The organism is Mycobacterium sp. NTMscope_MAC_269 (assembly GCF_976985695.1).
The window spans coordinates 4,494,275-4,513,968 of the sequence record NZ_OZ335668.1 but is presented as its reverse complement, the minus strand read 5'-3'; the positions used below and the strand labels follow the sequence as shown (position 1 = coordinate 4,513,968).

Annotated in this window: 22 protein-coding genes; 14 read left to right on the top strand and 8 right to left on the bottom strand. The window is 68.0% G+C overall.

Annotated features, from left to right (window positions below; all coding sequences use genetic code 11):
• Positions 1-9: 9 nt before the first annotated feature.
• Positions 10-339 (top strand): NAD(P) transhydrogenase subunit alpha part 2, encoded by a 330-nt coding sequence (locus ACZ50Z_RS21375; protein WP_464485337.1) that lies wholly within the window; start codon positions 10-12, stop codon positions 337-339.
• Positions 336-1,760: an NAD(P)(+) transhydrogenase (Re/Si-specific) subunit beta gene (locus ACZ50Z_RS21370; RefSeq protein WP_464485336.1), complete on the top strand. Its 1,425-nt coding sequence runs from the start codon at positions 336-338 to the stop codon at positions 1,758-1,760. The genes ACZ50Z_RS21375 and ACZ50Z_RS21370 overlap by 4 nt, the downstream gene beginning before the upstream one ends.
• Before the next feature lie 63 nt (positions 1,761-1,823).
• Here the strand turns inward: ACZ50Z_RS21370 and ACZ50Z_RS21365 are convergent, their stop codons facing one another.
• Positions 1,824-1,949 carry a hypothetical protein gene (locus tag ACZ50Z_RS21365; protein WP_003874194.1) on the bottom strand — a complete coding sequence of 42 codons (126 nt, stop codon included), beginning with the start codon at positions 1,947-1,949 and terminating at the stop codon, positions 1,824-1,826.
• Positions 1,950-2,106: 157 nt separating this feature from the next.
• Between ACZ50Z_RS21365 and ACZ50Z_RS21360 the strand changes: the two genes are divergently transcribed.
• Entirely contained in the window at positions 2,107-2,742 is a 636-nt protein-coding gene (locus ACZ50Z_RS21360) for a TetR/AcrR family transcriptional regulator (RefSeq protein WP_014381479.1), read from the top strand.
• Here ACZ50Z_RS21360 and ACZ50Z_RS21355 read toward each other — a convergent pair.
• Positions 2,739-3,629: an alpha/beta hydrolase gene (locus ACZ50Z_RS21355; RefSeq protein WP_464485335.1), complete on the bottom strand. Its 891-nt coding sequence runs from the start codon at positions 3,627-3,629 to the stop codon at positions 2,739-2,741. The two genes, ACZ50Z_RS21360 and ACZ50Z_RS21355, sit on opposite strands and share 4 nt — an antisense overlap.
• Positions 3,630-3,739: 110 nt before the next feature.
• Here ACZ50Z_RS21355 and ACZ50Z_RS21350 point away from each other — a divergent pair, with 110 nt between their 5' ends.
• From ACZ50Z_RS21350 to ACZ50Z_RS21340, 3 genes are read left to right on the top strand one after another with little or no spacing between them, the layout of a single operon-like run.
• On the top strand, positions 3,740-4,840 hold the full coding sequence (locus ACZ50Z_RS21350) for an NAD(P)H-dependent amine dehydrogenase family protein (RefSeq protein WP_464485334.1): 1,101 nt from the start codon (positions 3,740-3,742) through the stop codon (positions 4,838-4,840).
• A 17-nt stretch (positions 4,841-4,857) separates the two neighbouring features.
• A complete protein-coding gene (locus tag ACZ50Z_RS21345) occupies positions 4,858-5,601 on the top strand; it encodes a glucose 1-dehydrogenase (protein ID WP_464485333.1) in 744 nt (247 codons plus the stop codon).
• A gap of 21 nt (positions 5,602-5,622) precedes the next feature.
• Positions 5,623-6,963, top strand: coding sequence for an FAD-binding oxidoreductase (locus ACZ50Z_RS21340; RefSeq protein ID WP_464485332.1), 1,341 nt, complete (start codon positions 5,623-5,625; stop codon positions 6,961-6,963).
• Positions 6,964-7,036: 73 nt separating this feature from the next.
• On the opposite strand, the gene ACZ50Z_RS21335 is transcribed toward ACZ50Z_RS21340, so the two are convergent.
• The 4 genes from ACZ50Z_RS21335 to ACZ50Z_RS21320 form a co-directional block, all read right to left on the bottom strand.
• Positions 7,037-7,585, bottom strand: a complete 549-nt coding sequence (locus ACZ50Z_RS21335; RefSeq protein WP_464485331.1) for a TetR/AcrR family transcriptional regulator — start codon at positions 7,583-7,585, stop codon at positions 7,037-7,039.
• 15 nt (positions 7,586-7,600) lie between these two features.
• Entirely contained in the window at positions 7,601-8,422 is an 822-nt protein-coding gene (locus ACZ50Z_RS21330; RefSeq protein WP_464485330.1) for a thioesterase family protein, read from the bottom strand.
• An 18-nt stretch (positions 8,423-8,440) separates the two neighbouring features.
• Positions 8,441-9,259 (bottom strand): SMP-30/gluconolactonase/LRE family protein, encoded by an 819-nt coding sequence (locus ACZ50Z_RS21325; RefSeq protein ID WP_464485329.1) that lies wholly within the window; start codon positions 9,257-9,259, stop codon positions 8,441-8,443.
• Between the two features lie 73 nt (positions 9,260-9,332).
• On the bottom strand, positions 9,333-9,809 hold the full coding sequence (locus ACZ50Z_RS21320) for an SRPBCC family protein (protein ID WP_464485328.1): 477 nt from the start codon (positions 9,807-9,809) through the stop codon (positions 9,333-9,335).
• Between the two features lie 132 nt (positions 9,810-9,941).
• On the opposite strand from ACZ50Z_RS21320, the gene ACZ50Z_RS21315 reads away from it, so the two are divergent.
• Genes ACZ50Z_RS21315 through ACZ50Z_RS21305 form a run of 3 tightly spaced genes read left to right on the top strand, consistent with a single transcriptional unit; the run spans position 9,942 to position 12,928 of the window.
• Positions 9,942-10,832, top strand: coding sequence for an acyl-CoA thioesterase (locus tag ACZ50Z_RS21315; RefSeq protein WP_464485327.1), 891 nt, complete (start codon positions 9,942-9,944; stop codon positions 10,830-10,832).
• Between the two features lie 5 nt (positions 10,833-10,837).
• Positions 10,838-11,758: an LLM class F420-dependent oxidoreductase gene (locus ACZ50Z_RS21310; protein WP_464485326.1), complete on the top strand. Its 921-nt coding sequence runs from the start codon at positions 10,838-10,840 to the stop codon at positions 11,756-11,758.
• Positions 11,759-12,928: an acyl-CoA dehydrogenase family protein gene (locus ACZ50Z_RS21305; protein WP_464485325.1), complete on the top strand. Its 1,170-nt coding sequence runs from the start codon at positions 11,759-11,761 to the stop codon at positions 12,926-12,928.
• A gap of 70 nt (positions 12,929-12,998) precedes the next feature.
• On the opposite strand, the gene ACZ50Z_RS21300 is transcribed toward ACZ50Z_RS21305, so the two are convergent.
• Both ACZ50Z_RS21300 and ACZ50Z_RS21295 read right to left on the bottom strand, forming a co-directional pair.
• Positions 12,999-13,676, bottom strand: a complete 678-nt coding sequence (locus ACZ50Z_RS21300) for a DUF427 domain-containing protein (protein WP_464485324.1) — start codon at positions 13,674-13,676, stop codon at positions 12,999-13,001.
• Positions 13,677-13,955: 279 nt separating this feature from the next.
• On the bottom strand, positions 13,956-14,690 hold the full coding sequence (locus ACZ50Z_RS21295) for an SDR family NAD(P)-dependent oxidoreductase (RefSeq protein ID WP_464485323.1): 735 nt from the start codon (positions 14,688-14,690) through the stop codon (positions 13,956-13,958).
• A gap of 193 nt (positions 14,691-14,883) precedes the next feature.
• On the opposite strand from ACZ50Z_RS21295, the gene ACZ50Z_RS21290 reads away from it, so the two are divergent.
• The 5 genes from ACZ50Z_RS21290 to ACZ50Z_RS21270 all read left to right on the top strand — a co-directional run bounded on the left by ACZ50Z_RS21290 (position 14,884) and on the right by ACZ50Z_RS21270 (position 19,684).
• Positions 14,884-16,053, top strand: a complete 1,170-nt coding sequence (locus ACZ50Z_RS21290; protein ID WP_464485322.1) for a CaiB/BaiF CoA transferase family protein — start codon at positions 14,884-14,886, stop codon at positions 16,051-16,053.
• A 150-nt stretch (positions 16,054-16,203) separates the two neighbouring features.
• Positions 16,204-16,767: a hypothetical protein gene (locus tag ACZ50Z_RS21285; RefSeq protein ID WP_464485321.1), complete on the top strand. Its 564-nt coding sequence runs from the start codon at positions 16,204-16,206 to the stop codon at positions 16,765-16,767.
• Positions 16,768-16,771: 4 nt separating this feature from the next.
• Positions 16,772-17,476, top strand: coding sequence for an NIPSNAP family protein (locus tag ACZ50Z_RS21280; protein WP_464485320.1), 705 nt, complete (start codon positions 16,772-16,774; stop codon positions 17,474-17,476).
• Positions 17,477-17,493: 17 nt separating this feature from the next.
• Positions 17,494-18,714, top strand: a complete 1,221-nt coding sequence (locus ACZ50Z_RS21275) for a cytochrome P450 (protein WP_464485319.1) — start codon at positions 17,494-17,496, stop codon at positions 18,712-18,714.
• 1 nt (position 18,715) lies between these two features.
• Complete coding sequence (locus tag ACZ50Z_RS21270; RefSeq protein WP_464485318.1) at positions 18,716-19,684, top strand: zinc-binding dehydrogenase; 969 nt, start codon at positions 18,716-18,718, stop codon at positions 19,682-19,684.
• Positions 19,685-19,694 lie beyond the last annotated feature (10 nt).

Below are 19,694 nucleotides of genomic sequence, written 5' to 3'. Positions count from 1 at the left end.
GAGGACTACATGTACGACGAACTGTTGGCCAACGTGGCGATCCTGGTGCTGTCCGGGTTCGTCGGGTTCGCGGTCATCTCCAAGGTGCCCAACACGCTGCACACGCCGCTGATGTCGGGCACCAACGCCATTCACGGCATCGTGGTGCTGGGCGCGTTGGTGGTGTTCGGCACGGTCGAGCATCCCTCGCTGGCCGTGCAGATCATCCTGTTCGTCGCGGTGGTGTTCGGCACGCTGAACGTCATCGGCGGGTTCATCGTCACCGACCGGATGCTGGGCATGTTCAAGGGCAAGAAGAAACCGGTGCCCGCCAACAGTGAGGAGCCGGCCGCCAAATGAACTACTTGGTCATCGGCCTGTACATCATTTCTTTTGCCCTGTTCATCTATGGCCTGATGGGTCTGACCGGGCCCAAGACGGCGGTGCGGGGCAACCTGATCGCCGCCGTGGGTATGGCGATTGCGGTCGCGGCGACCCTGGTCAAGATCCGCCACACCGACCAATGGGTGCTGATCATCGCCGGTCTGGTGGTGGGCGTGGTGCTTGGTGTCCCGCCGGCGCGCTACACCAAGATGACGGCGATGCCGCAGCTGGTGGCGTTCTTCAACGGCGTCGGCGGTGGCACGGTCGCGCTGATCGCGCTGTCGGAATTCATGGAGACAACCGGGTTTTCGGCCTTCCAGCACGGTGAGTCGCCGACCGTGCACATCGTGGTGGCGTCGTTGTTCGCCGCGATCATCGGCTCGATCTCGTTTTGGGGATCGATCATCGCGTTCGGCAAGCTGCAGGAGATCATCTCGGGCGCACCGATCGGTTTCGGCAGGGCCCAGCAGCCGGTGAACCTGCTGCTGCTGGTCGCCGCGGTGGTCGCCGCGGTGGTGATCGGGCTGCACGCCCATCCCGGCACCGGCGGGGCGTCGCTGTGGTGGATGATCGGGCTGCTGGCCGCCGCCGGCGTGCTGGGCCTGATGGTGGTGCTGCCCATCGGCGGCGCCGACATGCCCGTGGTCATCTCGCTGCTCAACGCGATGACAGGGCTCTCGGCCGCGGCCGCCGGGCTGGCGCTGAACAACACCGCGATGATCGTGGCCGGCATGATCGTTGGTGCATCCGGCTCGATCCTGACCAACCTGATGGCCAAGGCCATGAACCGCTCGATCCCCGCGATCGTCGCCGGCGGCTTCGGCGGCGGTGGGGTGGCGCCCAGCGGCGACGGCGGGGGGGACAAGACGGTCAAGGCCACCTCGGCCGCCGACGCCGCGATCCAGATGGCCTACGCCAACCAGGTGATCGTGGTGCCCGGCTACGGCCTGGCCGTCGCGCAGGCGCAGCACGCCGTCAAGGACATGGCCGCCCTGCTGGAAGACAAGGGCGTGGAGGTCAAGTACGCCATCCATCCGGTCGCCGGACGGATGCCCGGGCACATGAACGTGTTGCTGGCCGAGGCCGAGGTCGACTACGACGCCATGAAGGACATGGACGACATCAACGACGAGTTCGCGCGCACCGACGTCGCGATCGTCATCGGCGCCAACGACGTCACCAACCCGGCGGCCCGCAACGACGCGTCCAGCCCGATCTACGGCATGCCGATCCTCAACGTCGACAAGGCCAAGTCGGTGATCGTGCTGAAGCGGTCGATGAACTCGGGGTTCGCGGGCATCGACAACCCGCTGTTCTACGGCGAGGGCACCAGCATGCTGTTCGGGGATGCGAAGAAATCGGTGACCGAGGTCGCCGAGGAGCTCAAAGCGCTATAACCATCGTGGTGATCGCAAGCGCAGCGGAGCTGGGCGTAGCGGGTCGCCACGAAAAAGATGGGGCTAGACCGGCGGGTAGGCCGGGGGCGGGTAGCCGTTGCCGTCCGTGACGCCGCGCAAACCCCAGGTGAGGTACCGCATGAAGAACTCGATCTCGTCGCTTCCGTCGTAATCCGGGCTCGGATCCATCGGTCCCACCTCTCGAATCGCGTTCGATGAGGAGTCTAGTCGCATGCCCGTCGACGGGACACCCGGCGTTTTTGCTTAAACTGTCCAACCAGTTGATTGATAGTTATTCTTGGCCGAACCGGGGCTGGCCTGCCCGTACCGACGATAGTGAGAACAGATGCCCACCGACAGCATCACACCCAATGGGCAAACGCGGCGCGAAGAGCTGCTCGCCGTCGCCACCAAGCTGTTCGCGGCGCGCGGCTACCACGGCACCCGGATGGACGACGTGGCCGACGTGATCGGCCTGAACAAGGCCACCGTCTATCACTATTACGCCAGCAAGTCGCTGATTCTGTTCGACATCTACCGCCAGGCCGCGGAAGGCACGCTGGCCGCCGTGCACGACGACCCGTCCTGGACGGCGCGCGAGGCGCTCTACCAATACACCGTCCGGCTGCTCACCGGCATCGCCAGCGACCCCGAGCGGGCCGCGGTGTACTTCCAGGAGCAGCCGTACATCACCGAGTGGTTCACCAGCGAGCAGGTCGCCGAGGTCCGCGAGAAGGAGGCGCAGGTCTACCACCACGTGCACGGCCTGATCGACCGCGGGATCGCCAGCGGCGAGTTCTACCAGTGCGACTCGCACGTGCTGGCGCTGGGCTACATCGGCATGACGCTGGGCAGCTACCGCTGGCTGCGGCCCAGCGGGCGGCGCTCCGCCAAGGAGATCGCGGCCGAGTTCAGCACCGCGCTGCTGCGCGGACTGATCCGCGACGAGGCGATCCGCACGACGTCGCCGCTGGGACCCTAAGTCCGTAGGTGCTTGTCGAGGAACGCGAGCTGGTCGGCGACCACCCGCTCGAACGCGTCGTCGACGTAGATCGCGAAATGGCCCTCGGGATACAGCTTGACCTCGCCGCGGGGCGCTTTGGCGGCGTGGCGCAGGGTCGCGGCCGCGGGCGCCACCGAGTCGGCCTCGCACACGCAGAACAGGATGGGGCAGGAGATCTTCGGCGTCAGGCGTCCCGGGCGATAGGTGAAGACCTGCAACGCGATTCGGGCGGAGACCTCGTTGGGTAGGTCAACGCCGTCGGGCACCAGCCGCAGGTAGCCGGCATACGCGTCGGGGGTGTTCATCAACGCGACCTCGCCGGGCCGGCCCGCGGTGGCGACCAGCACCGGCGGCCTGCCCCGCTTGCTCGCGAGCACGTCGCGCACCGCGCGGGTGGTGACGCGCGCGACGACCAACGGGTTGGTGATGGTGCGCGCCGACGCGAGGCCGTCGGTGAAGGGGCACTGGGCGATGGCCGCGGCGATGCCCGGCAGCCGCGCCGCGGTGGCGATCACGTGACCGCCGGCAAAAGAGGTGCCCCACAACGCGATTCGGTCGGGGTCGATCCCCGCCAGGGTACGGGCGTAGTCGACGGCCGCCGCCCAGTCGGCGAGCTGCATGCCGACATCGAGGACCTGACGCGGTCGGCCCGCGCTGTCGCCGAAATTGCGGTAGTCGAACACCAGGCAGGCGTAGCCGGCCGCGCTGAAGCGTTCGGCGTAGGCGTCCAGGCGCATGCCGCGCACCGCGCCCAGGCCGTGCGCCATCACCAGCAGCGGCGCGGGCCCGTCGCCGGGCGGCCGATAGAGCCAGGCGCTGATCAGGTCGTCGCCGGACGGGAACTGAATGTCTTCGCGTGCTGTCATCAACGGTTGATTCTGCCCCCGCGGACGGCGGGCGGTCCGCCGGTATGCGTGCCCAATTTAATGGACTACTGTCTAGAAAAGTTTTGAGCGCTCAACGGACGGAGACTGTCATGGCGTTCCGCGTCGCGCACGTCGGTACCGGAAACGTCGGTGGGCTGGCCCTCGCCGAACTGATCACCAACCCGCAGTTCGAACTGACCGGGGTGTGTGTCTCCACCCCCGAGAAGGTGGGCAAGGACGCGGGGGAGCTGTGCGGCGTCGGCCTGGACCCCGGAGTGGTCACCGGCGTCGCGGCCGTCGACGACCTGGACGCGATCATCGCCGCCAAGCCCGAGTGCGTCGTCTACTGCGCGATGGGCGACACCCGGCTGCCCGAGGCGATGGCCGACGTCATGCGCATCCTTGCCGCCGGCATCAACGTCGTCGGATCCTCGCCGGGCCTGCTGCAGTACCCGTGGGGCGTGATGCCCGACAAGTACATCGCCCGCGTGGAAGACGCTGCCAAACAAGGTAATTCGAGCATCTTCATCAGCGGTGTCGACCCGGGGTTCGCCAATGACCTGATCCCGTTCGCGCTCGCGGGCACGTGTCAGCGCATCGAGCAGGTGCGCTGCATGGAGATTCACGACTACGCGTCCTATAACGGGACCGAGGTCATGGACTACATGGGATTCGCCAAGCCCATGGACGAGATCCCGATGCTGCTGCAGCCGGGGATCCTCAGCATCGCCTGGGGCACCGCGATCCGTCAGCTGGCGGCCGGCCTGGGCATCGAGGTCGACGAGATCACCGAGTCGTATCAGCGCGAGCCGGCGCCGGAAGACTTCGACATCGCGATCGGCCGCGTCGCCAAGGGGACCGTGGCCGTGCTGCAGTTCGAGATCCGCGGCATGGTCAAGGGCCACCCCGCCATCGTCATCGAGCACGTCACCCGGCTGCGGCCCGACCTGCGCCCCGACCTGCCCCAGCCCGCCGCGGGCGACGGCTCGTACCGCGTCGAGATCACCGGCGAGCCCTCCTATGCCGTCGACATCATTCCGAGCAGCCGCAAGGGCGACCACAACCACGCCGCGATCGCGGGCGCCGCGGGGCGCGTCGTCAACGCCATCCCCGCGGTGATCGCGGCGCCGCCGGGCATCCGGACCACGCTCGATCTGCCGCTGGTCACCGGAAAAGGCCTTTACGCACCAAGCACTTTGGTGACCACTTAAATCGAAAGGAGACCCACGTGGGTCGAGTAGACGGCAAAGTTGCACTGATCAGTGGTGCCGCCGGCGGCATGGGCGCCGAAGACGCGCGGCTGCTCGTCGAGGAGGGCGCCAAGGTGGTGATCGGCGACATCCTCGACGAGCAGGGCAAGGCGCTGGCCGACGAGATCGGCGACTCCGCGCGCTACGTGCACCTCGACGTCACCCAGCCCGACCAGTGGGAAGCCGCCGTGCAGACCGCCATCGGCGAATTCGGCAAGCTCAACGTGCTGGTCAACAACGCCGGCACTGTCGCGCTCGGCCCGCTGAAGAGCTTCGATCTGGCCAAGTGGCAGAAGGTAATTGACGTCAACCTGACCGGAACGTTCCTGGGCATGCGGGTGGCCGTCGACCCGATGATCGCCGCCGGGGGCGGGTCGATCATCAACGTGTCGTCGATCGAGGGTCTGCGCGGCGCGCCCATGGTGCACCCGTACGTCGCGTCCAAGTGGGGGGTGCGGGGCCTGGCCAAGTCGGCCGCCCTGGAGCTGGCGAAGCACAACATCCGGGTCAACTCCATACACCCCGGCTTCATTCGCACCCCGATGACCAAGCATCTGCCCGAGGACATGGTGACCGTCCCGCTGGGCCGGCCCGGGCACGTGCGGGAGGTCGCAACGTTCGTGCTGTTTTTGGCCAGCGACGAATCGTCGTATGCGACCGGCAGCGAATTCATCATGGATGGCGGGCTGATCACCGACGTGAACCACAAGGACTTGTTCTAATGCGGTGCTATAACCGCAAGCATGCTGCGTAGCCTGGCTGGCCTGGTCGGGTCGAATCACGTCGTCACCGACCCCGACGTGCTGGCCGCGCGCAGCGTCGACCACACCGGCCGTTACCGCGGGCGGGCCAGCGCGCTGGTGCGGCCCGGCTCGCCCGAGCAGGTGGCCGAGGTGCTGCGCGTGTGCCGCGACGCCGGCGCGCACGTGACGGTGCAGGGCGGCCGGACCTCGCTGGTGGCCGGCACCGTCCCCGAGCACGACGACGTGTTGTTGTCCACCGAGCGGCTGCACACCCTCGGGGACGTCGACACCGTCGAGAGCCGCATCGAGGTCGGCGCCGGCGCCACCCTGGCCGCGGTCCAACAGGCCGCGGCTGCGGCCAATCTCGTGTTCGGCGTGGACCTGTCCGCCCGCGACACGGCGACCGTCGGCGGCATGGCGTCGACCAACGCCGGCGGCTTGCGCACCGTCCGGTACGGCAACATGGGCGAGCAGGTGATCGGCGTGCAGGTCGCGCTCCCCGACGGGGCACTGCTGCGCCGGCACAGCCGGGTGCGCCGCGACAACACCGGCTACGACCTGCCGGCGCTGTTCGTGGGCGCCGAGGGCACGCTCGGCGTCATCACCGGGCTGGACCTGCGGCTGCACGCCATCCCCCCGCACCGGGTGACGGCCATCTGCGGGTTCGCCGACCTGGATGCGCTGGTGGCCGCCGGCCGCATCTTCCGCGACGTGGACGGCATCGCGGCCCTGGAGCTGATCGACGGCCGGGCGGCCGCGCTGACCCGCGAGCACCGCGGCGTGGGTTCGCCGGTCACGGGGGACTGGCTGCTGCTGGTGGAATTGGCCGCCGATCACGACCAGACCGAGCGTCTCGCCGAACTGCTCGACAACGTGCCCATGTGCGGCGAACCGGCGGTGGGCGTGGATCTTGCTGCGCAGCAACGGTTGTGGCAGGTTCGCGAATCATTGGCCGAGGTGCTCGGCGTGTACGGCCCGCCGCTGAAGTTCGACGTCTCGCTGCCGCTGTCGGTGATCGGCGAATTCGAAAGCAACGCAGTCGATTTGGTGCACACGCATGCACCCGAGGCGCTGCCGCTGTTGTTCGGGCATATCGGCGAGGGCAACCTGCACCTGAACGTGCTGCGGTGCCCGGGTGAGCAGGAGCGGCACCTCTACGAGCCGATGATGGACCTCATCGCGCGATCCGGCGGCAATGTCAGCTCCGAGCACGGCGTCGGCAGCCGCAAGCGGCCCTATCTCGGCATGTCACGCGAGCCCGCCGACATCGCCGCGATGCGGGCGCTCAAGGCCGCGCTGGACCCGACCGGCTACCTGAACGCCGCGGTGCTGTTCGACTGATCACCGCGCCGCGAAACTGTAGTTGCCGACACCGCCACTCGAGAAACGCGTTGCCAGTTACAGTTTCGCCGGGCTAGGACGTGGCTTTGATGCCGACCGCGTGGCGCAGCTGCGCCAGGAATTGGTCGGCGTCGTCGCTGCGCACGATGTAGTGCGAGATCGCAATTCGGATCACCGTCGCCGCCTTCACCGCGGAGTTGGGTCCGGGCAGGTGCCGTCGCAGCCCTTCGCGCATCTGCGGGATGACCCAGGAGAACTGGGCGATGGTGTGCTCGGGCTCGACGTCGACCATGCGCACCCCGGAATACGAATGCTGGTAATCGACGATGAACCGCAGCACGGCGTCGAGCTTGTCCACGCCCTTGAGGCCCGCGGTGGCCTTCACCAGGCCGCTTTCGAAGATTTGTCGCTCGTAGGCCGAAAACGCCGACAGCAACTCCTCTTTGGAGGCGAACCAGCGGTACAGCGTCGGGCGGGAGACGCCGGCCTGGGTGGCCACGTCGGACAGGCTGAGCTTGGTTTTGCCGTTGCGGCCGAGCACCTCGGCGGTGGCCGCCAGGATGCGCTGACGGGTCGAGGTGTCAGTGTCGGCGATCGTCGTCGCCCGGACCGGCTGGCTCATGTTTTCGCCTCCACGTTAGGCCCGAGGGGGGCGCCGGCGCACCAGCACCGACTGCTGGATGGCGCCCACCGCGCCCTGTTCGTCGAACAATGTGCCGATCGTCGTCCCGATCCCGTCCGGCCCATAACTGGTTTCCGCCCTGATCCCGATCCAATCACCGTCGGGAACACGAAACACGTGCACGGCCAGATCGGTGTTGAGGAACGTCCATTTGGTGATGTCGAGCTTGCTGCCGATGCCGTTGGCGCAGTCGGCGACCGCGAACAGCCGTTCCAGCGGGGTCATGGACTCGCCGTTGACCAAGTCGACGGTCGGGTTGATCCACGATTCGCCGGGGCCTTCGCTCAGCGGCTCGGTCAGCCACAGCCACTCCAAGCTGTGCACGTAGTTGCGGTCCCAGTCCTTGGCCTTGAGGTTGCGGTCGTAGGCCTCGGCTCTCGGCCGCGGCAGCGGCACCGCTGCGTGCGCCAGCTCCTGGGTGTCCTGGTGCTGCAACCGCCAGCCGCTGGCGCGCGCCACCGGCCGGGGAGCGCCGTCGGGGCCGGGGGCCAGCATCTCGGCGCTGACGAGTTCGATCTGCCTGCCGGGGCGTTGCACCTGCGAGCGGACCCACAGGTCGCCCTCGGCCGGCACCCCGCCCAGCAGGTCGATGACCACCCGGGACAGCCGGGTGTCGTCGCGCTGTTCGCACCGTTCCAGCGCCCGCACCAGCAGCCCCGACACCGGGCCGCCGTGCTGGATCGCCGCCGACCAGGTGCCGCGCGCCAGGTCGGTCGCCCGAAACTTCTCGCCCACCGCGTCGGCCGGGTCGATCAGTTCGTAGTAGGCGTCGGTCATCGTCAACCTCTCGGGATGTCAGGGCAGGCCGGCGCCGGGGGTGGTCACCGTGACGGCGTCCAGCCGGGAAAGCCGGGTGCCGACCAGGCGCTGAGGATAGGCGTCCGTGCTCGACAAGAGAAACAGCGTGCGGCGCTGCGGGCCGCCGAGGGCGCAGGCGATCGCGATGCGGTCACCCATGTCGATGCGGTCGGTCACCTCGCCGCCGGCCACGATCCGCTCGAACTGGTGGGCCAGCGTCATCGACGCCCACACCCCTCCCTCGGCGTCGAGCGCGATGCCGTCGGGCGGCCCGTCCAGGCCGTCGGCGAAGACGCGCCGGTCGGTCAGTCCACCGTCGGCGCCGAGCGAAAACGCGCTCAGCCGCCGGCCGGTCGATTCGGCGACGATCAGCGTCCGGCGGTCCGGGGTGATCGCCATTCCGTTGGGGAAGTCGAGGTCCTCGGCCACGACGGAGGCGGTGTCGTCGGGGTCGAGGCGGATGATGACGCCGCCGGTTCGCGCCTGGCATCCGATGTAGGCGCGGCCCGCGTCGTCGATGACCATGTCACCGAGGTCGGCCGGCGCCATGTCGGCGAGATCGGCGATGGTGACGACGGTTTCGCCGTCGTAGCAGAGCACCTGCCGGTCCTCGGTCGAGGCGATCAACAGCGAGCCGTCGGGGCGGAAGCCCAGACCCGACGGCGAGTGCCCGGGCAGAGGCAAAGTGGTTAGCGATCCCCCCATGGTCGAGGTGTGGACCGCTTCGCCTAGCATGTCGGAGAACCACAGCAGGCCCTCGAACCAGCGCGGTCCCTCGCCGAAGCAGAACCCGTTGGCCAGCGGCTCGGGGATCATCCGCTCATGCCTTCGGCCAGCCCTTCCGCTTTACAAAACACCGAAAAAGTGTCACGCACCGCGGGTGTCGGTGTCAATCTGCCGATCGGGCGAGTTCGGTCGCGACGGCCTCGTGGTAGGCGTCGATCTTCGCCGGGTTGGCCTGGACGAAGAGCTGATCGGGCAGCGGCGCGTGCTTGTACGCCTCGATCGTCATGGTCCGGGAGAACAGCGTGACGTCCTGGCCGGGCCGGGTGAAGTGGTACGACACGGTGATCCGGCCCTCCATTCCGCCGTTACCGTCGCGGTCATGGCCCAGCCGGCCGACCGAGGTGAACACGAACAGTGTCGGCCGCACCGCGGCGGCCAGTTGCCAGCGGAAGATGCGGTCGCCGTCGGGGCCGGCCTCCTCCCAGGTGTCGCCGACCTTGAGGGGAAGCTCGGGCAACCCGCCGATGTGCGCGCTGCCCGGGTAGGTCTTCGTCCAATTGGCCGGGTTGGTGACGAAGTCGTACACGATCTCGGCGGACTGCGTGAACGCGGTCTCCGAAGTGGTGGTCACGATGCCCAATGGTGTTGCCTCCCTGTGCTTTCCGGTGGCCGGTTCGGCCGCCGGGCCGCCGTCTTGTTAGCCAAGCTTTACAAATCCTACTCAAAGTGTCACGCTGAGCCCTGAGCTGCTAGCGCGAGAGGTAGAGCGGATTTGACGAAAGCTTCCGAGGAATCTCAGCAGACCGAGTGGACGGTGCAGGGCCTGCTGGATCTGTTTGACGTGCAGGCCGACGGGCAGGACCGGTTCACCGGCGAAACCGGCATCGCCGTCGGCGACGAGCGCCAGGTGGTCGAGGGCACCCAGGTGCTGGCTCAGGCGATCGTCGCGGTGGCCAAACGATTCCCGGATAAGTCGGTGCGCTCGGCGCACGCGGTGTTCTCCCGTGCCGTGACGGTCGGTCCGCCGATCGAGCTGGTGCTCGACGTCGTCGCCGAGGGCCGCTCCACCGCCACCGCGGTCGTCGCCGTGCACCAGAACGGCCGCCGCTGCCTGAGCATCACGGTGCTGGCCGACGTCCCGACCGGCGATGTCATCCGCCATCACCTGCCGCGCCCCGAAGTGGCCGCGCCGGCCGACGCCAACCCCTCCCCGATGCCGATGGTCGGGCGCGAGCTGCGCCTGGTGGACGTCGTCGACGTCAACAGCCCCGACGAGGTCGGCCCGCCGGAGCTCCACGCGTGGCTGCACTACGACCCGATCCCGGAACGGGACGACCTGGCCAAGGCCCTGCTGGCCTACTTCACCGGCCACCTGGGGATCTCCACCACCATGCGCGCGCACGAGGGCATCGGCACCGCCCAGGCGCACCTGACCGTGTCCACCGCGCCGATGAGCATCTCGGTGGCTTTCCACGAGCCGGTGCGCTGGAGCGGGTGGCTGCTCTACACCCACGAGAGCACCCAGGTGGGCGCCGGAATGTCGTACGTGCGCGGCACCGTGCACGCCGAGGAGGGCGAGCTGCTGGCGTCCTTCAACCAGGAGGCGCTGATCCGCCCGCTGCGGAGCAGCGACACCTCGATCGATTCCCGCGCGCGTTTCTGACGGCCATGCAGTTCACCATCACCCACCCGATGCACAGCCATCCCTACAACCCGGAGTTGGTGAGTGGGGACGGCATCGGCAAGGTGGCCGCGGCCACGGAGGCGGCCGGGATCCACGGGTTCGGCTTCACCGATCACCCCGCCCCGTCGCAGCGGTGGCTCGATGCGGGCGGGCATGACGCGTTGGACCCTTTCGTCGCATTGGGATTCGCCGCGGCGACCACGTCCACCCTGCGGCTGATCCCCAACATCGTGGTGCTGCCGTACCGAAACCCGTTCGTGGTGGCCAAGTCCGGTGCCACCCTGGACCTGCTGTCCGGCGGCCGCTTCACGCTCGCGGTCGGCGTGGGCTACCTCAAGCGCGAGTTCGCCGCGCTGGGCGTCAGCTACGACGAGCGCGCCGAGCTGTTCGAGGAAGCGCTACAGGTGATCCGGGCCATCTGGACCGAAGACGACATCTCCTTTGAGGGAAAGCATTTCAGCGCGCGCGGCATCACCGCGCACCCCCGTCCCGTCAGCAGCCCGCACCCACCGATCTGGATCGGCGGCAACACCACCTCATCGCGCCAGCGGGTGGCGCAGTACGGCGACGGCTGGTGCCCGTTTCCCGCCCCGCCCCAGCTGGCGCAGACCGCGGGCACGGCCACCATCGATTCGCTGGCCAAACTCACCGAGGGCATCGAGGACCTGCGGCGCAGATGCGATGCCGCGGGCCGGGATTGGTCGGCGATCGACGTCACGTTCACCAACTTCGACGGCGGCAGTCCCTCCGACGACGCGTTCAACGCCGACGCCTACCTGGAAGGCCTGGACAAGCTCGCCAAGCTGGGGGTGACCTGGGTCAGTGTCCACCTGCCCGGCGACAGCATGACGCACGCGCTCGAAACCCTCGACCGTTTCCGCACCCTCGTGATCGACGCCGCCTGAATGGACTTCTCCCGCGTTGCGCTCTCACCCGAGGACCAGGATTTCCACGATCGGTTCCGGGGGTTCCTCACCGAGCACGTCACCGACGAGGTGCGGCGCCGCGATCGCGAGACCGGTGAAAACTTCAGCGAGCCAGTGCATTTGGCGTTGGGCGAAGCGGGGTATCTGGAGTCGGACTGGAAGCTGGAGTCCGAAGGCGGATTCAATCCGGTGCGCCGCCGGATCTTTCACCTCGAGATCGGCCGTGCCCACGCGCCGTGGTTCCACTGGGGCACCACCGCGGTCGTCGCGAGGTTGGTGCAGCGGTTCGGGGCGGCCGAACTGGTCGACGCAATCCTGCCGGGCGTGCTGTCCGGGGAGATCCGGCTATGCCTGGGCTACACCGAGCCCGAGGGGGGCTCCGACGTCGCCACCTGCAAGACGCGCGCCGTGCGGGACGGATCGAGCTGGATTATCAATGGCTCCAAGATGTTCACGTCGAACGCGCAGAACGCCAGGTACGTCTTCCTGCTCACCAGCACCGATCCGCAGGGGCCGAAGCACAAGAACCTGACCATGTTTCTGGTGCCGCTGGATACACCGGGCATCGAGATCCAGGGCATCCGCACCCTCGACGGTGACCGCACCAACATCGTGTACTACAGCGACGTGCGTGTCGATGACCGCTACCGGATCGGCGAGGTCAACGGTGGCTGGACGGTGATGCGGTTCGCCCTCGACGCCGAGCATGGTATTGCCGAGATCGAAGGCCATGGCCTGCAGAACATTTCGATGCTGTCCGAGCACGGCCACCTGATGGCCGAGGCGGCCGACGGAGTCGCGGCGATCCTGTCCAGGCCCGATGCCAACGGGCGGCGCCCGATCGACGACGAGGCCACGAAATATCGGCTGGGGCGCTGCATGGCCCGCATCGAGGCGGCGATGTCGACTCCGGGAATGTACGGGCGCGTGGGGCTCATTCAGACCATGCGTGAGGTCTCCCAGGAATTGATGGACATGCTGGGGGCGGCATCGGCATTGCCCACCGACACAACGGGTTCCGCGGACGACGGCGCCATCGAGTTCATCTTCCGGCACGGGGTGCCCGCCGGCATCTACGGCGGCACCATGGAGGTGTTCCGCAACATGATCGCCCAGCATGAGTTGGGGCTCGGGCGCCCGAGCTACTGATCGTGCCGCGAGAGTGTAACTACCGACGCAGCCTCTCGGGGAATGTGTCGCCAGTTGCAGTTTCGCGGAGTCAAGATGCGGGCAGCTCGGCGCGCACGTCGGCGCGGGCGTCGTCGAAACTGAGAAACCCCTTGATGGGCAGGCTTTCCGGCGGCGGATCGGGGTAACACCAGGCGACGTCCTTTACGACACGGTCGCCCGAGACGAACGACCAATACGTCGCGAAGCCTTTGTAGTTGCAGTAACTCGACGTCTCCGATCGCCGCAGCAGATCGGTGCGTACGTGTGCCGGGTCGACATACAGCCTCGGGCTGAGCGCGGTCTCGAAAAGGATCATCGTGTCGTCGGTGTCGACCAGCGTGGTGCCGGCGACGCGGACGCGCAGGCGCCGTTGCGTCGGACGGCAGTCGACGCGGTGATACGGGTTGGGCGGGTAGTGCACGAGCTTGCGGCCCTCCTCGAACCAGGTGTCGACCGCGTCCCAGGGGACACGGACGAAACCCGGCGCCTCCGGCTCGGGCTCGCTCGGCAGGTCGGCGACCTCGCCGGGCGCGAACACGTAGGACAGCGGCCGGTCCCGCCGGTGCACCAGCAGCGCCCGCTCGGTGTCGATCACCAGCTGCCCGTCCTTGACCGCCTGCACACGGCGGGGATGCGGCTCGACGTAGACGACTCCGTCGGGGATCGCCGGCGAAAAGCGTCCCGCCGGATCGTTGCTGAGCGGACCACGCCCGGCCACCAGAGTCATGGTGCTCCTCCCGACGGCGATGAATTGGCGCGCACGCCCGTCACCATTCTGCTCCCCAGCCAAACCATGTCATCACAGCGCGCATCAGTCCACGATGATTCCGCCGGTCAAGTTGGCGACGGTTCCGGTCACATCTCCTTCGCCAACGCATCGAGGTCGCCGTGGTCCCGCCCGACCAGAAGGCGCGGGCGGCGGCAAGCCCCGCCTCTCCTTCACCGCCGTGGCGGCCTTTGTGTCTGGATGCGTTGATGAACCGCTGAACCGAATCTGCACAGCCGCTTAGGATTTGACGGCCTCAGCTTGGGCGAGTAAGGCCGCGTACTGCTGTTCGAGCATCTTCGCGGCGCCCTCGCGCCAGCGCTCGGTCAACGACCGCGACATCGGGTCCGGGAAGATTTCGTCATCGCCATTTTCCACACCGTCGAAGATGCCCTTCGCGACCGATTGCGGAGCGGCCTTCGGGATGTCAAGAGCACGGGTCATATCGGTATCCACGGGGCCGGTCAGCACAGCATGAACCCGCACACCTTGGGCCGCCAAGATGACGCGCAGCGATTGCGTCAGGGAGAACGCGGCGGCCTTGGAGACGGAGTAGGCCGGAATCAGCGACAACGGCGCCAGGGCGTTCACCGACAGATTGTTGACGATCGAGCCCCGGGATTGAGCCAGTAGCGGCAGGAACGCCTGAACCAGATCGTACGTGCCGAGAAGATTCACCGCGAGATGCTGTTGCAGTACGGACCGATCGTTGAGATCGTCGTAAAGCGCTAGGCCGGCATTGTTGATCAAGACATCGAGCGAGTCGACCTTCTCGACTGCCGCACGGATCTGCGAGGCATTGGTGATGTCCAGGGCCACGGGCGTAACGCGGGAATCGATGTTGTCGGCCAAAGCCTTCCGGGTGCCGACGTAGACCCGCCTGGCACCTCTGTTCAACGCTTCGGAGACCAGTGCACTCCCGATGCCGCGGTTGCCCCCGGTAATCAGGACCGCGCTGCCTGAGATTGTGACCATGATGACGATCTCCTTTTCTGGTGTCCGTTTGGGCGGGCCCGCGTGGGTGGGCTCGCCGCGGCCCGCCGTTGCACGATGCCCGCACGTATTCCGATACGCGGGGCGGCGCAGAATCATCGCGAGGCAGCTCAGAACCCTTCGAAGTAGTCGAAATAGTCGCGCCGACGTCCAGGCGTGGGATAGGAACTTACGCATGGCGGGACCGGTGGAAGGCGTCAAAGTCGTCGAGCTCGGGGTGTGGGTGGCCGGGCCGGCCGCCGGCGGCATCCTGGCGGACTGGGGCGCCGACGTGATCAAGATCGAACCCCCGACCGGTGATCCGGCGCGCATGTTCGGCCGCATGCTGGGCTGCGACCTGGGCGTCAACCCGCCGTTCGAAATGGACAACCGCTCCAAGCGCAGCGTCGTGCTGGACCTGGGCACCGAGGCGGGCCGCGCGACCGCTTTCGAATTGCTCGCCGGCGCAGACGTTTTCCTGACCAATGTGCGACCCGGCGCGCTGCAGCGCCTCGGGCTGGACTTCGAGTCGGTGTCGGCGGCCAACCCCCGCCTGGTCTACGGGCTCATCACCGGCTACGGCGAAAGCGGGCCGGACGCCGATCGCGCCGCCTTCGACGTGGCCGCGTTCTGGTCCCGCGCCGGGGTGGCCCACCTGCTCACCCGGCCCGGCGAGACGCCGCCGTTTCAGCGCGGCGGCATGGGCGATCACTCGGCCGGCATGACGATGGCCGCGGCGGTCTGTGCGGCGCTGCTCGCCCGGGAACGCACCGGGACGGGCCAACTGGTGACCACCTCGCTGTACCGGCAGGGCGCCTACACCGTGAGCTTCGACCTGAACACCTATCTGATGAGCGGACAGCCCATCGCGATCGGGCAACGCGAATCCATGGGCAACCCGTGCATGAACAACTACGCCGCCTCCGACGGGCGGCGGTTCTGGATCGTCGGCCTCGAGCCCGAGCGGCACTGGCCGGCGCTGTGCCGCGCCGTGGGACGCCCCGAATGGCGCGAGGATCCGCGGTTCGCCGATGCCCGCTCCCGCGCGGCCAACTCGGCGGCGCTGATCGTCGCGCTCGACGAAATCTTTGCGACGCGACCCCTCGACGAATGGGCGCAGGTCTTCGCCGGCGAGCCGGATTTCTTCTGGTCACCGGTCAACACGCTCGAGGACGTCGTGGCCGACGAGCAGTTCCACGCCGCGGGCGGCATCGTCGACGTGCCCGACGGGGACGCGGCCGTGCCGATGGTGGCCACGCCGGCGGATTTTCACGGCACCCCGTGGGCTCCGCGTTCTGCGGCACCGGAACTGGGGCAGCACACCGAGGAAGTCCTTGCCGACCTCGAGGCGCGCCGCGGTACGTGACGGGCCGTCGGGACCTTTACAAATTTCGCCAGAAGTGTCACGCTGTGCGGTGAGTCGCTTCACCCGACGCGTGCGGCGGCTCCAGCCCTTGAGAAAGCCCATGACAAGCGCTTGAGGCCCGCCAGCGGGGCCGTGGTGAGGAATGGATCGATGGTCGCTCCAACGTTCGATATCAGCAAGAGCAGCGCCGCCCCGGCCACCCAGGCCATCGCGGAGGGTCTGCGCTATCGACTGGACGTCGTCGCCGCCAGCGCCGTCGACGTCGTGCAATCGGCCGGAGGTTGGCTCTACGACCGGGCGATGGCCGGATGGGAGGTGACCGTGCTGCTCCCGCAGGGCCGCGACACCCGATCGCTGCGGATCCTGGGGGTGCGGGTATGCGACCTCGAGTCGTCCCTGGCCGCTCTGGGGGCGGGCTCGACCAGCCTGGCCGTCAGTGCCGACGCGTTCACCGCCGACGCGCGGGTGCGTGACGCGGTGCTCGAGTCGCTGGACAACCGGCTGACCGAGGTCGCGTTGTGGGGCGACGGGTGGCCGCTGGGGGTGCATCGTGCGACGACGCGCGCCCAGCACCTGCTCAGCGGTGCGGCGCGCATGTTCAAGGGCTATGCGCTTGCGGCAGCGGGCATTTCGGACGCCACAGTCGCCCCCACCGAGACGCTGCTGTGCGACGTGGGTTCGGGGGCCGACTCCGAGCTGATCCGGCTCGACTAGGCCCATGAAGAAGTACTACAAACACGCACTGCTCTACCTGCACGAGACGATCTCGCTGGGATCCGGGCGAAGCGACCGGTTCACCGAGATCTTCGCCGATACCTACCAGCCGATGATGGAACAACTCGGCGCCCGGCTGTTCGCGATCTGGGAATCCACCCCGTACAACGGTCACTGGCCGCAGGTGACGGTCATCTGGGAGATCGACGGGTTCGCCGACTACGCCAGGATCGGCGCCGCCCAGGCCCGCGGCGGCAGCCACGAGGCTACCGCCGGCAAATGGTCGGCGTTTCTGGCCGATCTCGGCGCCTCGGGCGAGGGCCGGATCATGTACGCCGGCCCCAGCAACAGGACGCTCGCGCAGCTGCGCGAGGCCAACTTCACTGCGCCACTGGTGATTCAGGAGATCATGCAGACCAAGCCCGGGCGCCAGGACGACTACATCCGCGAACTGGAGCGGCTTTACGTGCCGTGGTCGGAACGCACCGGGAAACGCTGGCTCGGTTCGTTCACCACGACCTTCCGCTTCAACGAGGTCATCCACTACTGGGCGCTGGACGGGGGATGGGACTGTTTCGCCGAGCACTACCCCTCGTGGAAGGAGAGCCCACCCGCCGAGATCGTCACCTGGATGAGCGTGGCCCCCGCGCTGCGCGACGGCTGGGAAGATTCCATCCTGGCTGCCCTCCCGCCCTCACCGCTGCAGTGACCGGGCGCCAAGGACCCATGGACCACGCCGACTTCCGCTACGACCCTTTCGACGCTGCGGTGATGGCAAACCCGTTGCCGTACTACCGAATCCTGCGCGACCACCACCCGGTGTATTACATGCCGCAATGGGACACCTTCGCGCTGTCGCGTTTCGAGGACATCTGGAAAGTCCTGGAAGTCAACAACGGCACGTTCGTCGCCTCGGAGGGCACGCTGCCGGCGGCATCGGTTCTGGCCCAACATAATTCCGGGCCGGTCGACGACCCGCCGCTGCACCCGCTGCCGTTCCACGCGATGTTCGACGCGGACCTGTACGGCGAGATCCGGCGCACGCACTCCCGGCCGTTTCGGCCACGTTCGGTCACGGACCTCGAGGGCAGGATCCGGGCCCTGGCCAACGAACGACTCGACCTGCTGCTGCCGCGCGGCTCGTTCGACCTGACCCAGGACTACGGCGGCGTCGTGGTGGCCGCGATCGTCTGCGAACTGCTGGGCATTCCCACCGATCTCGCACCGCAGGTTCTCGCCACGGTCAACGCCGGCAGCCTCGCGCAGCCCGGTGTCGGCGTGGATACCGGACAGGCCCGCCCGAACTATTTCGAGTTCCTGCTGCCCGCGGTCGCCCGGCGCCGCGCCGACCAGTCCGGGCCGCCCGTGGACGTGGTCGACGGCCTGCTCGGCTATCACCTGCCCGACGGCCGCGCGCTCGACGACACCGAAGTCGCCACCCAGATGCTGTGCATCTTCATCGGGGGGACCGAGACGGTGCCCAAGATCGTCGCCCACGGGCTGTGGGAGCTCAGTCAGCGGCCCGATCAGCTGGCCGCCGTCCGCGCTGATCCCGAAAGCAACGTGCCCATCGCGCGCGAGGAGATGATCCGGTACTGCGCGCCGGCGCAGTGGTTCGCGCGAACGGCGCGCAAGCCCTTCGACATTCACGGTCAGAGGATCAACCCCGGCCAGCGCGTCATCACCCTGCTCGCGTCGGCCAGCCGCGACGAACGGGAATACCCCGACCCCGACGACTTCATCTGGGATCGGCCCATCCGCCGTTCACTGGCGTTCGGCCGCGGCCAGCACTTCTGCATCGGCTACCACCTGGCGAGGCTGGAAATCGATGTGCTGCTGGCCGAATGGGTGCGCCGGGTGCCCGACTACGCGATCCAGGCCGACACCGCCACCCGGTTGCCGTCCAGCTTCCAATGGGGCTGGAACAACATCCCGGTGGAGGTCTGACGTGTGGTCCTACCGGCTCACCGCCCCGTATCAGTTCGAGCGGACGACGATCGCGGACACAACGCCTGAGTCCCTGACCGACGGGCAGGTGCTGCTGCGGTTTTTGGCCGCCGGCGTCTGCGGCAGCGATCTGCCCGCGTTTCGCGGTGCCAGAGGCCGCATCCCGGGCGACGACGGGCGCAGCGGCCCCGAGAAAGACGGCTTCCCCATCCACGAGGTCGCCGGCGAAGTGATCGCCAGCCGGCACCCCGCACACCGCCCGGGAGACCGCGTCGTCGGCTGGGCCTCCGGGTTCGACGGCATGATGGAACGCATCGTCAGCAACGGCGACGGGCTGGCACCGTACGACCCGGCGCTGTCACCGGCGCAGGCGATCGGCCTGCAACCGCTGGCCTGTGTGCTCTACGCCTGCGAGCAGCTCGGCGACTTGGCCGGCCGGCACGTCGCGGTCATCGGCCAGGGATCGATCGGCCTGCTGTTCTCCTACGTCGCCAAGGCGGCCGGTGCGCGGCGCGTCACCGGGGTCGACCCGATCGACCGCCGCGATCTGGCAAGGGCATTCGGCGTCGACGACCCGGTGCGCGCCACCAGCGACCGCTGGGCGAGCCAGCTCGAGCCGGGAGACCGCGCCGACGTCGTCATCGAGGCGGTCGGCCACCAGGTCGCCACCCTCGCGCACGCCATCGACGCCACCGCCCCCGGGGGCACCGTCTTCTATTTCGGCGTCGCCGACGACGACATGTATCCGATCAACATGCGGGCCATGCTGCGCAACAATCTGACGCTGAAATCCGGTGTGACGCTTGACCGCCGTCGGATGCTGGAGCTCGCGACGAAGTTCAGCACCGAGCATCCCTGGCTGCTCGGCGCCTACCTCACCCACACGTTCGGGGTCGACGCGGTGCAGGACGCGTTCGAGCTGGCCTGCCGGCCGGCGCCCGAGCGCATCAAGATCGCGATCGCCGGGTGAGGGGCCGATC